General features: G+C 73.1%; 9 protein-coding genes. 3 read left to right on the top strand and 6 right to left on the bottom strand.

Annotated elements, in window-relative coordinates:
• Positions 1–31: 31 nt before the first annotated feature.
• On the bottom strand, positions 32–2,482 hold the full coding sequence (locus O7627_RS19245; RefSeq protein ID WP_278094908.1) for a Tex family protein: 2,451 nt from the start codon (positions 2,480–2,482) through the stop codon (positions 32–34).
• Positions 2,483–2,691: 209 nt separating this feature from the next.
• Here O7627_RS19245 and O7627_RS19240 point away from each other — a divergent pair, with 209 nt between their 5' ends.
• A complete protein-coding gene (locus O7627_RS19240; RefSeq protein ID WP_278094907.1) occupies positions 2,692–4,737 on the top strand; it encodes a primary-amine oxidase in 2,046 nt (681 codons plus the stop codon).
• A 96-nt stretch (positions 4,738–4,833) separates the two neighbouring features.
• On the opposite strand, the gene O7627_RS19235 is transcribed toward O7627_RS19240, so the two are convergent.
• Entirely contained in the window at positions 4,834–5,493 is a 660-nt protein-coding gene (locus O7627_RS19235) for a GPP34 family phosphoprotein (protein WP_278094906.1), read from the bottom strand.
• A gap of 255 nt (positions 5,494–5,748) precedes the next feature.
• Between O7627_RS19235 and O7627_RS19230 the strand changes: the two genes are divergently transcribed.
• Positions 5,749–7,239, top strand: a complete 1,491-nt coding sequence (locus O7627_RS19230; protein ID WP_278094905.1) for an APC family permease — start codon at positions 5,749–5,751, stop codon at positions 7,237–7,239.
• Between the two features lie 107 nt (positions 7,240–7,346).
• On the opposite strand, the gene O7627_RS19225 is transcribed toward O7627_RS19230, so the two are convergent.
• The 4 genes from O7627_RS19225 to O7627_RS19210 form a co-directional block, all read right to left on the bottom strand.
• Positions 7,347–8,459: an MBL fold metallo-hydrolase gene (locus O7627_RS19225; RefSeq protein WP_278098333.1), complete on the bottom strand. Its 1,113-nt coding sequence runs from the start codon at positions 8,457–8,459 to the stop codon at positions 7,347–7,349.
• Between the two features lie 158 nt (positions 8,460–8,617).
• Positions 8,618–9,382 carry a succinate dehydrogenase/fumarate reductase iron-sulfur subunit gene (locus tag O7627_RS19220; RefSeq protein WP_278098332.1) on the bottom strand — a complete coding sequence of 255 codons (765 nt, stop codon included), beginning with the start codon at positions 9,380–9,382 and terminating at the stop codon, positions 8,618–8,620.
• Between the two features lie 56 nt (positions 9,383–9,438).
• Positions 9,439–11,421: a fumarate reductase/succinate dehydrogenase flavoprotein subunit gene (locus tag O7627_RS19215; protein ID WP_278094904.1), complete on the bottom strand. Its 1,983-nt coding sequence runs from the start codon at positions 11,419–11,421 to the stop codon at positions 9,439–9,441.
• Positions 11,421–12,119, bottom strand: a complete 699-nt coding sequence (locus O7627_RS19210; RefSeq protein ID WP_278094903.1) for a succinate dehydrogenase cytochrome b subunit — start codon at positions 12,117–12,119, stop codon at positions 11,421–11,423. The genes O7627_RS19215 and O7627_RS19210 overlap by 1 nt, the downstream gene beginning before the upstream one ends.
• A gap of 70 nt (positions 12,120–12,189) precedes the next feature.
• On the opposite strand from O7627_RS19210, the gene O7627_RS19205 reads away from it, so the two are divergent.
• Positions 12,190–13,140, top strand: a complete 951-nt coding sequence (locus tag O7627_RS19205; RefSeq protein ID WP_278094902.1) for a LysR substrate-binding domain-containing protein — start codon at positions 12,190–12,192, stop codon at positions 13,138–13,140.
• The last annotated feature ends 42 nt before the right edge of the window (positions 13,141–13,182 follow it).

Genomic DNA, 13,182 nt, shown 5'->3' with positions numbered 1-13,182 from the left:
ACGCAAGACACCCGAAAGAGGTAAAAAAGGGTCAGGCGAGCCCGGCCCGGCGCAGCGCCTCGGCCATCGCACCGTCGGCCGGCGCCGCGCCCCGCCCGCCGGCACCCCGGCCACCCGTGCCCCGCCCGCCCGCGCCGCGCCCGCCCGGCTCGCCGCCGCGCTGCCGACCGGCCGTACCACCGCGGCCGTCGCCCCGGCCGTCGCCGCGCGCGTCCCGGCCGCCGCCCGCCTCCCGGCCGGGCCGCTCGCCGGCCGCGCCGCGCTCCCGGCCGGGGCGGGCCGTGGCGTCGTCCTCCAGCCGCAGGGTGAGCGAGATCCGCTTGCGCGGCACATCCACGTCGAGCACCTTCACCCGGACCACGTCGCCGGACTTCACCACGTCCCGCGGGTCCTTGACGAAGGTCCGGGACATCGCGGAGACGTGCACCAGGCCGTCCTGGTGCACCCCGACGTCGACGAAGGCACCGAACGCGGCGACGTTCGTGACCACCCCCTCCAGCACCATCCCCGGCACGAGATCGCCGATCTTCTCCACCCCGTCGGCGAAGGTCGCGGTCCGGAACGCCGGCCGGGGGTCCCGCCCCGGCTTCTCCAGCTCGCCGATGATGTCGGTGACGGTGGGCAGGCCGAAGGTGTCGTCGACGAAGTCGGCCGCCCGCAGCCCGCGCAGGATCGCGCTGCGGCCGATCAGCCCGGACAGGTCACCGCCGGTGGCGGCCAGGATCCGGCGCACCACCGGGTACGCCTCGGGATGCACCGCCGAGGCGTCCAGCGGGTCGTCCCCGCCCGGGATGCGCAGGAAGCCGGCGCACTGCTCGAACGCCTTCGGACCCAGCCGGGGCACCTCCTTGAGCGCCCGGCGGGACCGGAACGGGCCGTGCGCGTCCCGGTGCAGCACGATGTTCTCCGCCAGCCCGGCACCGATCCCGGAGACCCGGGTCAGCAGCGGCGCCGAGGCGGTGTTGACGTCCACCCCGACCCCGTTCACGCAGTCCTCGACCACCGCGTCCAGCGACCGGGACAGCTTCAGCTCGGAGAGGTCGTGCTGGTACTGGCCGACCCCGATGGAGCGCGGGTCGATCTTCACCAGCTCGGCCAGCGGGTCCTGCAGCCGGCGGGCGATCGACACCGCACCGCGCAGCGAGACGTCCAGGTCCGGCAGCTCCTGGGAGGCGTACGCCGAGGCGGAGTAGACCGAGGCACCCGCCTCGGAAACCACCACCTTCGTCAGGTTCAGCGCCGGGTGCAGCCGGATCAGGTCGGCAGCCAGCTTGTCGGTCTCCCGGGAGGCGGTGCCGTTGCCGATCGCGATCAGCTCCACGCCGTGCGCCTTCGCCAGCCGGGCCAGCACGTCGATCGAGGCGTCCCACTGCCGGCGCGGCTCGTGCGGGTAGATGGTCTCGGTCGCCACCACCTTGCCGGTGGCGTCGACCACCGCCACCTTCACCCCGGTACGCAGACCCGGGTCCAACCCCATCGTCGCCCGGGTGCCGGCCGGCGCCGCGAGCAGCAGGTCCCGCAGGTTGTCGGCGAAGACCTTGACCGAGGCGTCCTCGGCGGCCTGCCACAACCGGGTCCGCAGGTCCGCGCCGAGGTGGATCAGAATCCGGGTACGCCAGGCCCAGCGCACCGTGTCGGTCAGCCACCGGTCGGCCGGCCGGCCCCGGTCGGCCACCCCGAACCGGGCCGCGATGTCGCGCTCGTAGCGGCTCGGACCCGCCGCCGCGACGGACTCGGGGTCGGCTCCGGTCGGCGCCTCCTCCGGGTCGAAGGTCAGGTCGAGCACCCCCTCCTTCTCACCCCGGAACATCGCCAGCACCCGGTGCGGGGCCAGCCGGGTGTACGGCTCGGTGAAGTCGAAGTAGTCGGCGAACTTGGCGCCGGCCTCGCGCTGGCCGTCGCGTACCTGGGCGACCAGCCGGCCGCGCGACCACATCTGCTCCCGCAGCGCGCCGATCAGGTCGGCGTCCTCGGCGAAGCGCTCGACCAGGATCGCCCGGGCGCCGTCGAGCGCGGCGGTGGGGTCGGCCACCCCCTTCTCCGGGTCGACGAAGGCGGCGGCCGCCGCCCGCGGCTCCACGGACGGGTCGGCGAGCAGCCCGTCGGCCAGCGGCTCCAGGCCGGCCTCCCGGGCGATCTGGGCCCGGGTGCGGCGCTTGGGCTTGTACGGCAGGTAGATGTCCTCCAGCCGGGCCTTGGAGTCGGCCGCCAGGATCTGCGCCTCCAGCGCGTCGTCCAGCTTGCCCTGGGCGCGGATCGACTCCAGCACCGCCGCCCGCCGCTCGTCCAGCTCCCGCAGGTAGCGCAGCCGCTCCTCGAGCTGGCGCAGCTGCGCGTCGTCGAGCATCTCGGTGGCTTCCTTGCGGTAGCGGGCGATGAACGGCACCGTGGCGCCGCCGTCGAGTAGCTCGATGGCGGCGCGCACCTGCCGCTCCCGTACGCCGAGCTCCTCGGCGATCCGCTGGTCTACAGAGGTCGTCACGATCCTGATCCGCCCTTTTCCCGGTGGTGGCCGGCTGCTTTCCGGTGGTGGCCGTCCTGCATTCTGCCGTCTGAGGCCCGTCGCTGTCGCGGGCGGGCCGGTCGCGTCGATCGGCCGGCGGTCGTACGGAGGCGAGGTCGCCCCTGGACACCGTCAGCCGATTCCGGTTAGGTCGGCACGGTGATCTCCCGACTCCAGAAGGTGATGCCATGACCATCGCGGACTCCGCCCCGCCGGCCGCCGCCCGGCCCGCCGCCGCCGCCGCTGACGCCGCTGACGCCGCCGCCGCCGCTGACGGCGGCGGTGACCGGACCGGCCATCCGCTGCGGCGACTGACCGCCGACGAGATCCGGGTGGCGCGGACCGTGTTCGACGAGGCCGGCCTGCTCGGACCGACGGTCCGGTTCGCGGTGTTGGCGCTGGAGGAGCCGGCCAAGGAGGACGTCCTGGCCTTCCCGGCGGTGACGGTGGACCGCCAGGTCCGGGCGGTGCTGCTGGACGTGGCGACCGGGGCCGTCCGCAGCGTCGTCGCCTCGTTGACCACCCGGTCGGTGCTCTCGGTCGGCGAGAGCGATCCCGCCGTGGACGGCCAGCCGCCGATCCTGCTGGAGGAGTTCGTCGCCGTCGACGAGATCGTCAAGGCTGACCCGGGCTGGCGGGCGGCGATGGCCCGGCGCGGCATCACCGACCTGGACCTGGTGCGCCCGTGCCCGCTGTCGGCCGGCGACTTCGACCTGCCGGGCGAGCGCGGCCGGCGGCTGCTGCGGGTGCTGTCGTTCCTGGCCCACCGGCCGGCCGACCACTGCTGGGCACACCCGATCGACGGCGTGGTCGCCTACGTCGACCTGATCGAGCGGCGGGTCATCGAGCTGATCGACCACGAACTGCTGCCGATTCCGCCCGAGGAGGGCAACTTCGACGACCCCGGGTACGTCGGCCCGGCCCGCACGACCCTTCGGCCAATCGAGATCACGCAGCCGGAGGGGCCCAGCTTCTCCGTGGACGGCGACGTGGTGAGCTGGGAGAACTGGCGCTTCCGGATCGGCTTCGATCCCCGCGAGGGTCTGGTGCTGCACCAGCTGTCGATCCGCGACTCCGACCGGGACCGGCCGCTCATCTACCGGGCCTCGGTCGCCGAGATGGTGGTGCCGTACGCCGACCCGAGCCCGGTGCGGTTCTGGCAGAACTACTTCGACGCGGGGGAGTACCTGCTCGGTCAGCAGGTCAACTCGCTGCGGCTCGGCTGCGACTGCCTGGGGGAGATCCACTACTTCGACGCGGTGCTCGCCGACGGCGACGGCAACCCGCGCGAGGTGCCCAACGCGATCTGCATGCACGAGGAGGACTACGGGGTGCTGTGGAAGCACACCGACCTGTTCACCGAGTCGTCCGAGACCCGCCGGCAGCGGCGGCTGGTGATCTCCTTCTTCGTCACGGTGGGCAACTACGACTACGGCTTCTACTGGTACCTCTACCTCGACGGCACGATCCAGTTGGAGGTGAAGGCGACCGGCGTCGTCTTCACCTCGGCCTACCAGGACGGCAGCGCGTACGCCGCCGAAGTGGCGCCGGGCCTGGGCGCTCCCTACCACCAGCATCTGTTCAGCGCCCGGCTGGACATGATGCTGGACGGGACCGGCAACGCGGTCGACGAACTCGACGTCCGGCCGCTGCCGGTCGGCCCGGACAACCCGTACGGCAACGCCTTCACCCGCCAGGTGACCCGGCTGCGTACCGAGTCCGAGGCGGCCCGGCTCGCCGACACCGGCCGGGGCCGGGTGTGGCGGATCGTCAACCCCGGCCGGGTCAACCGGCTCGGCCAGCCGGTCGGCTACCTGCTGCGGCCGGAGGGGCAGCCGGTGCTGCTGGCCGACGGCGGCTCGTCGATCGCCCGCCGGGCCGCGTTCGCCACCCGGCACCTCTGGGTCACCCGCTACCACCCCGCCGAGCGTTATCCGGCCGGCGACCAGGTCAACCAGCACCCGGGCAACGGCGGCCTGCCGGCCTTCGTGGCCGGCGACCGGTCGATCGACGACGCCGACATCGTGCTGTGGCACACCTTCGGCAGCACCCACTTCCCCCGCACCGAGGACTGGCCGGTGATGCCGGTCGACACCTGCGGGTTCACGCTCCGGCCGGCCGGCTTCTTCGACCGCAACCCGACGCTCGACGTCCCGGCCAGCACCGCCGCGCGGTGTGCCGGCGACGCGCCGGACCCCGCGGGATGCGCGGGTCACGAGGCCGGTACCGGCTGACCGAGCCGGCGCACGCGCGCCGACCGGCCGCCGGGGAGGGCGGCCGGTCGGCGCGGGTCGGCCGCCGGGGAGAGCGGCCGATCGGGGCTCCGACCGTCAGCGTCGGACGGTCAGGGCCGCCGCGGCGATGGTCGCGTCGACCCCGTCGAGCAGTTCCCGCAGGGCCGGCGGCAGCAGCCGGCGGGCGGCGTTGATCCGGTCCACCGCCTGGGACCTGTTCGGCAGGTTCAGGACCCGGACCATCCGACCGGCGTGCACCAGTGCGGCGAGCAGCGCGGTACGCGGGTCGAGCGGCCGGTCCGACTTCTCCAGAATGGCGCTGAGCTTCACCCGGGGCACGGCCACCCGGTTCGGGTCCGTGCCGGGCCACCGCACCGCCCGGCGCAGGTTGAGGCCACGGCTGGTCTCCCGGCGGACCGCGCCGGCGCTGACCAGGCGGTCACCGACCTGGTAGCGGGCCTGTGGACCGAGAAACTCCAGCCAGGAACGGACCGGGTGCCCGTCACCGCGGTGCACGATCTCGCCGAGCGCGCGGTCGCTGACCGGCTCGTGCCAGGCCCGGTGGTCGTCCACGTAGACCTGACTGCGCATGATGGAGATCCGGTTCTCCAGGGCGAGTTCGCCGAGCACCGCACCGGCCAGGGTCGCGTCCAGCAGAGCCGGGGCCACCACCGCCTTGCCGCTGTAGTCGTCGTGCGCGATGAGAAACAGATCGTCCGCGAGCCGCCCGGCCGCACCACCCCGGTAGCTGTCCAATGCTCATCTCTCCAGCTGGTGCCGGATCCATGTGACCCCTTGGTGACTCCAAGTGTCGAGCAGGGACAGTACGCGAAGCGCACCGTGCGTTCAAGTCACGGTATCGCTCGGTGTGCGACATCAACTGGCGTTGATGGCATTTAACCCGTCGTTGAGGGCTTGTCGCCCGCAGTGATCGCCTCTAACCTCTCAGGTTGTCGATCCGCAGTGGTCGCGCGATCCATCTCCTTCCCCCACTTCGAGATGAGTCTGTCCATGTCATCGGATACCTCCCCCCGCGGCGCCGGCCTGCGCCGCGGCCGGTTGGGAACTGCCCACCTGGTGTTCTTCACGGTCGCCGCGTCGGCGCCGCTCACCGTGCTCGGCGGCGGCGTCACCACCATGTACGCCGTCAGCGGCAATACCGGAGCGGCGCTCTCCTACCTGCTGCTCGCGGTCGTTCTCGGCGTCTTCGCCGTCGGCTACGCCGCAATGAGTCGGCACGTCTCCAACGCCGGCGCGTTCTATTCGTACATCGCCAACGGACTCGGCCGGGCCGGCGGGGTGTCGGCCTCGTTCGTCGCGCTCTCGGCCTACAACGCGATCCAGATCGGACTGTACGGACTGTTCGGCGCCATCTTCGGCGATTTCATGGCGACGAAGTTCAACGTCGAACTGGCCTGGTGGGGTTGGGCGCTGCTGGCCTGGGTGGTGGTCGGTCTGCTCGGCCTGCTGCAGGTCGACCTGAACGCCACCGTGCTGGCGGTGCTGCTGGTGCTGGAGTGTGCCGCGGTGGTCATCTTCGACGCGGTGGCGATCGGCAATCCGGCCGGCGGTCAGATCAGCTTCGCCGGCCTCGCCCCGGAGAACCTGTTCACCGCCGGGTTCGGTGCGGTGCTGGCGCTGGGCATCGCGTCGTTCACCGGGTTCGAGTCGGGGGCGATCTACAGCGAGGAGGTCCGCGACCCGCGCCGGACGGTCGCCCGGGCGACCTACATCGCGGTCGCCTTCACCGGCCTGTTCTACGCGCTCTCGGCCTGGGCGCTGACGGTGCTCACCGGCCCGGAGAACGCGCCGGCCGCCGCCGCCGAGGCCGGCCCGGGGGTGGTCTTCGGCGCGATCGCCGAGTACGCCGGGGTACTGATCGCCGACCTCGCGAACGTCCTCTTCATCACCTCGGTCCTCGCCGCGCTGCTGTCGTTCCACAACGGAGTGGCCCGGTACGCGTTCGCACTCGGTCGGGAGCGGGTGCTGCCCGAGTTTCTCAGCCGCACCGGCGCCCGGACCGGCGCCCCGGTCGCCGGCTCACTGACCCAGAGCGCCCTGGCGATCGTGGTGGTGCTCGCGTTCGTCGCCACCGGCGGGGATCCGGTCCTCGACCTGTTCACCTGGCTCAGCGGCGTCTCCGCGGTCGGCGTGGTGCTGCTGATGACGCTCACCTCCGGCGCGGTGATCGGCTTCTTCGGCCACCACCGCGGCACCGGCGAAAGCGCCTGGCAGCGCCGGTACGCCCCGGCGCTGGCGACCGCCCTGCTGCTGGCCGTGCTGGGCGTGCTGGTCGGCAACTTCGACGCGTTGCTGGCCCCGGACAGTCCGTCCTACCTGTCCTGGCTGCTGCCGGGCATCACCGGGATCGCCGCGGCGGCCGGGCTGGCCTGGGGAGCCGTCCTGCGGTCGATCCGGCCGGCCGACTACGAACGGATCGGCCGGGGGGCGACCGAGCCGGTCGGTGACCGGGTCGATCCGGAGCTGGCGCTCACCCGCTGACGCCGGTTGCCGGGACACCGCCGGCCGGGCTGCTTGCGCTCGACCCGGCGGCGGTCGGCCCGGCGGCGGTCGGCCCGACCACCGCCGGTCGGGCCGACCGGACGGTGTCACTCGATCGCCTGCCACCAACCGTCCACCGGGGGCGGGTCGGCCACCACGACCCGCTCCCCGGGACGGGGGACCGCGAGCCGCACGTCGCGGGCCTTGGCCTCCCGCCAGAGCCGGTTGACCGGGTCCGCCCAGGAGTGCAGGGCGAGGTTGAAGGTCGCCCAGTGCACCGGGATCAGCAGCCCGCCGCGCAGGTCGAGGTGGGCGGTTACCGCCTCCTCCGGGAACATGTGGATGTTCGGCCAGGCCGGATCGTAGGCGCCGACCTGGACCAGGGTCAGGTCGAACGGGCCGTGGTCGCGCCCGATGTCGGCGTACCCGTCGAAGTAGCCCGAGTCGCCGGTGTAGAAGACCCGCTGGCGCTGCCCGGCGACGACCCAGGAACTCCAGAGCGTGCGGTCGCGGGTCAGGCCCCGGCCGGAGAAGTGCCGGGCCGGGGTGGCGATGAAGTCCAGCCCCGCCACGGTCGCCCGGTCGGCCCAGTCCAGCTCGACGATGCGGTCCTCCGGCACCCCCCAGCGGCGCAGGTGCGCGCCGACCCCGAGTGGCACCAGGAACGGGGCGGACTGCCCGTCCCGCAGCGTCCGGACGGTGGCCATGTCCAGGTGGTCGTAGTGGTCGTGCGAGATCAGCACGGCGTCGACCGCCGGCAGCCGGTCCAGCGGGACCGGGACCGGGTGCAGCCGGCGGGGCCCGACCAGCCGCGACGGCGAACACCTGTCGCTCCAGATCGGGTCGATGAGCACCCGGCGGCCCTCGATCTCGATCAGGGCGGAGGCGTGTCCGTACCAGATCACCGCGAGCTCGTCCGCGGCGGCGTCGGCGGTCGCCGGCGGCCGGTCGTCGGGCCCGGCCGGGGCGCTCGGGGTGACCACCGGCACCGGGCCGGACGGCCGGCGCCGCTGGCCGCCGAAGAGGAACTCGCGGATCGTCCGCTGTCCGTTGTCGGCCACCATCGTCCGGGTGGTCTGCTGGTTCTGGAACGCGCCGTCGCGGAAGTGCGGTGAGGTGCGGATCCGCTCGGCCGGCGGACCACCCGGCCGGCCGCCGAGGGCCGCGGGCAGATCCCGCACCGCCCAGGCGGCGCCGGCGACCGCCGCCAACGCCAGCAGCGTCCCGGTCCGCCGCCGCCGGCCGCCCGTGCCCGATCGTCCCGACCTTGCCATCCGCGCCTCCCAGCCCTCACCCCAACCGTAGATCAGGTCGGCCGGTCGGGACGCCCGTCGCCCGCGCACGCTCAGCCCCGCCTCAGCCGGCGGGGCCGGGCCGGTCAGGTGCCGGGCATGCCGCCGCGTCGGGCGGCGCTGGCCCGCAGGTAGTCCCGGTTGAGCCGGCCGATGGTGGTGAGCGGGATGCCCTTGGGGCAGACCGCGGTGCACTCGCCCGCGTTGGTGCAGCCGCCGAAGCCCGCCTCGTCGTGCGCCGCGACCATGTCCAGTACCCGGGCCGGCCGCTCCGGCTGCCCCTGCGGGAGCAGCCCGAGGTGGGTGACCTTGGCGGCGGTGAAGAGCATCGCCGAGCCGTTCGGGCAGGCCGCCACGCAGGCGCCGCAGCCGATGCAGGCCGCCGACTCGAACGCGGCGTCCGCGTCCGGCTTCGGCACCAGCTGGGCATGCGCGTCCGGGGCGCTGCCGGCGGCGGCCGAGATGTAGCCGCCGGACGCGATGATCCGGTCCAGCGCCGACCGGTCCACCACCAGGTCCTTCAGCACCGGGAAGGCCCGCGCCCGCCACGGCTCGATGGTGATGGTCTGGCCGTCCGAGAAGTGTCGCATGTGGAGCTGGCAGGCGGTGGTGGCCCGCTCCGGTCCGTGCGCCACGCCGTTGATCACCATGCCGCAGGCGCCGCAGATGCCCTCCCGGCAGTCGTGGTCGAAGGCGATCGGCTCGTCGCCGTCGGCGGTGAGCCGCTCGTTGAGCACGTCGAGCATCTCCAGGAACGACATGTCCGGCGAGATGCCGTCGACCGGGTAGTCGACGATCCGGCCCGGGTCGTCCGGGCCGGTCTGCCGCCAGACGCGCAGGGTCAGGCGCATGCCCTCCCGCGCGCCGCCGGGTTCCGTGCGATGCCGCGCGACCTGCTGGGTCAGTTTCACTTGTAGCTCCGCTGGCTGGGGTGGACGTACTCGAAGGTCAGGTCCTCGCGGTGCAGCACCGGCGGCCGGTCGGCGCCGGTGAACTCCCAGGCCGCCACGTACGCGAACCGGTCGTCGTCGCGTTGCGCCTCGCCGTCGGGGGTCTGGCTCTCGGCCCGGAAGTGCCCGCCGCAGGACTCGACCCGGTGCAGCGCGTCGACGCACATCAGCTCGGCCAGTTCGAAGAAGTCGGCGACCCGGCCGGCCCGCTCCAGCGACTGGTTGATGCCCTCGTCCCCGCCGGGCACCCGGACCCGCTGCCAGAACTGCTCGCGCAACGCCCGGATCTCACCGAGGGCCTTGCGCAGCCCCTCCTCGGTGCGCTCCATCCCGCAGTGGTCCCACATGATCCGGCCCAGCTCCCGGTGGAACGAGTCGACGCTGCGGTCGCCGTCGACGGCGAGCAGCCGGCCGATCCGGTCGGCCACGTCGGCGCGCGCGGCGACCACCTCGGGGTGGTCGTCGCCGACCGGCTCGAACGGCCCGGCCGCCAGGTAGTCGGCGATGGTCGCCGGCAGCACGAAGTAGCCGTCGGCGAGCCCCTGCATCAGCGCGGAGGCGCCGAGCCGGTTCGCGCCGTGGTCGGAGAAGTTGGCCTCGCCGATGACGAAGAGGCCGGGGATGGTCGACGCCAGGTCGTAGTCCACCCAGAGCCCGCCCATCGTGTAGTGCACCGCCGGGTAGATCCGCATCGGCACCCGGTACGGGTCCTCGCCGGTGATCCGCTGGTACATCTCGAAGAGGTTGCCGTACCGCTCCTCGATGGTCGGCCGGCCCAGCCGTTCGATCGCGTCGGCGAAGTCGAGGTAGACGCCGAGACCGGTCGGCCCGACCCCCCGGCCGGCGTCCGAGACGCTCTTGGCCGCCCGGGAGGCGATGTCGCGGGGCACCAGGTTCCCGTACGCCGGGTAGGCGCGCTCCAGGAAGTAGTCCCGCTCGGCGGCCGGGATGTCGCCGGGCGGCCGGTCGTCACCGGCGGTCTGCGGCACCCAGACCCGGCCGTCGTTGCGCAGCGACTCGCTCATCAGGGTCAGCTTCGACTGGTGGTCGCCGGAGACCGGGATGCAGGTCGGGTGGATCTGGGTGTAGCAGGGGTTGGCGAACAGGGCGCCCTTGCGGTGCGCCCGCCAGGTGGCGGTGACGTTGCAGCCCTTGGCGTTCGTGGAGAGGTAGAAGACGTTGCCGTAGCCGCCGGTGGCCAGCACCACCGCGTCGGCGTACGCGGTGCTGATCTCGCCGGTGGTCAGGTCCCGGACCACGACCCCGCGGGCCCGGCCGTCCACCACGATCAACTCCAGCATCTCGTGCCGGGAGTTCATCTCGACCGCGCCCGCACCGATCTGCCGCTCCAGCGCCTGGTACGCCCCGAGCAGCAGTTGCTGCCCGGTCTGGCCGCGCGCGTAGAAGGTCCGCTGCACCTGGGCGCCGCCGAAGGAGCGGGTGTCGAGCAGCCCGCCGTACTCGCGGGCGAACGGCACCCCCTGGGCGACGCACTGGTCGATGATCTCCACCGAGACCTCGGCGAGCCGGTGCACGTTCGACTCCCGGGACCGGAAGTCGCCGCCTTTGACGGTGTCGTAGAAGAGCCGGTGGATCGAGTCGCCGTCGTTGCGGTAGTTCTTGGCGGCGTTGATGCCGCCCTGGGCGGCGATCGAGTGCGCGCGCCGCGGGCTGTCCTGGTAGCAGTAGGAGATCACCCGGTAGCCCAGCTCGGCCAGGGTGGCGGCGGCCGACCCGCCGGCCAGCCCGGTGCCGACCACGATCACGGTGAGTTTGCGGCGGTTGGCGGGGTTGACCAGCTTGGCCGCGAAGCGGCGGCGCTGCCAGCGGGTCTCGATCGGCCCGTCCGGTGCCTTGGTGTCGGCGATCGGGTCGCCCTCGGTCCAGAGCGCGGCCTCGCCGCCGCCGGAGGTCGAGGCCAGGTCGGAGAAGGATGCCATCAGCGCACCAATCCGGTGAGTACGGCGAAGGGGACGAGCAGGTAGCCGACGCTGAGGGCGACGGCGAACCCGAGGGCGGCGGCGCGGGCCCGGCGCTCACCGCGCGGGGTCTGCTGACCGAGGCTGCGCAGCGCGCTGAACAGGCCGTGCCGCAGGTGGAAGCCGACCGCGACGATCCCGAGGACGTAGATCAGGGTGACGTACCAGCGCTGGGGGGCGAAGTCTGCCACCACGTTGGCGTACGGGCGGGCCGGGTCGCCGACCGGGTTGAGCTGGCCGGTGGTCAGGTCGAGGATGTGGTAGATCACGAAGAGCAGGATGATCACGCCACCCCAGCGCATGGTCCGGGCCGCGTAGCTGCCCTGCACCCGGGGGCGGTGGGCGTACCGGACCGGGCGGGCCCGGCGGGCGGCCAGCGCGAGCGAGGTGGCCGCCCAGATGTGCACCACCAGCGCGGCGCTGAGCACGGCGCGCTGGATCCAGAGATACCAGGTGGCCGGCAGCAGCGGGGCGCCGATCTCGCGCAGCCAGTGGGCGTACTCGTCGAACGAGGTTTGTCCGACGAAGATCTTCAGGTTGCCGAGCATGTGCGCGACGAGGAAGAGCACCAGGACGAGGCCCGAGACCGCCATCAGGACCTTGCGGCCCACGGTGGAGCGGATCGGTGCCCGGGTCGGTGAGCCGGTCGCTACTGCCATCCTTCGACGCTAAGAGAGCTGCCATCAGTCGTCCAATGCATCAAAGCAGCAGTCTTGATAGCGGTAGGCTATGTTGATGCAGCTCCATCAGTTGCGGTACTTCGTCGCGGTGGCCGAAACCCGGCATTTCACACATGCCGCCGACAGTGTCGGCATCACCCAGCCCTCGCTGAGTAAGCAGATTCACGTGCTGGAGGCCGACCTCGGCGCACCCCTGTTCGAACGGGTCCGCGGCGGCACCCGACTCACCGCCGCCGGCGAGGTGCTGCTGCCGCTGGCCCGCCGGATCCTCGCCGACGTCGACACCGCCCGGCGCGAGGTGCAGGAGCTGGTCGGCGTCCGACGCGGCCGGCTGCGGCTCGGCGCCACCCCCAGCCTCTGCGCGTCACTGGCGCCCCCGGTGCTGCGCCGGTTCCGCGACGCCCACCCCAACGTGGAGCTGCGGGTGGAGGAGAGCGGCTCGCAGGACCTCGTCCGCGACCTGCTCCGCGGCGAGCTGGACCTGGCACTGATCATCCAACCCGCACCCGGCCCCGACCCGGCGCTGCGGGTCGAGCCGATCCTGCGGGAGGGGCTGGTGGTCGCCTCGACCGATCCGCTGCCCGGCACCACCGTCGACGGTGCGCTGCCCCTAGCCGAGCTGCGCGACCACCCACTGGTGATGTTCCGGACCGGCTACGACCTGCGCGACGCGACGCTCGACGCGTGCCGGCAGGCCGGCTTCGAACCGACCCTGGCGGTCGACGGCGCGGAGATGGACTCGGTGCTCAGCTTCGTCGCCGCCGGCCTCGGCGTCGCCCTGGTGCCCGGCATCGTGGTGACCGGCCGCCCCGGCATCCGGATCACCCCACTCGCGCCGCCCGGGGTGCACCGGACCATCGCGCTGGCCCGGCGGCGGGAGGGCGAACCGACCCACGCCGCCCGGGCGCTGCGTCGGATCCTCTTCGGCTACCTGCGCGACGCCGCCGAGCGGGACGGCCTGCCGGCCGGCGTGCACCCCACCTTCGACCCGACCGGCTGACCGCCCGCCCGGGCGCCGTCGGAATCGCCAGTCGGCACCGAA

This window comes from Solwaraspora sp. WMMD1047 (assembly GCF_029626155.1).
GTDB lineage: Bacteria > Actinomycetota > Actinomycetes > Mycobacteriales > Micromonosporaceae > WMMD1047.
This window is presented reverse-complemented; position numbering and strand designations above follow the sequence as displayed.

Bases quoted from the DNA above. Each gene is read 5' to 3' on its own strand.
- O7627_RS19205 (WP_278094902.1), top strand. From the start codon at position 12,190: ATGTTGATGCAGCTCCATCAGTTGCGGTACTTCGTCGCGGTGGCCGAA.
- O7627_RS19210 (WP_278094903.1), bottom strand. From the start codon at position 12,119: ATGGCAGTAGCGACCGGCTCACCGACCCGGGCACCGATCCGCTCCACC.
- O7627_RS19220 (WP_278098332.1), bottom strand. From the start codon at position 9,382: ATGCGCCTGACCCTGCGCGTCTGGCGGCAGACCGGCCCGGACGACCCG.
- O7627_RS19215 (WP_278094904.1), bottom strand. From the start codon at position 11,421: ATGGCATCCTTCTCCGACCTGGCCTCGACCTCCGGCGGCGGCGAGGCC.
- O7627_RS19230 (WP_278094905.1), top strand. From the start codon at position 5,749: ATGTCATCGGATACCTCCCCCCGCGGCGCCGGCCTGCGCCGCGGCCGG.
- O7627_RS19240 (WP_278094907.1), top strand. From the start codon at position 2,692: ATGACCATCGCGGACTCCGCCCCGCCGGCCGCCGCCCGGCCCGCCGCC.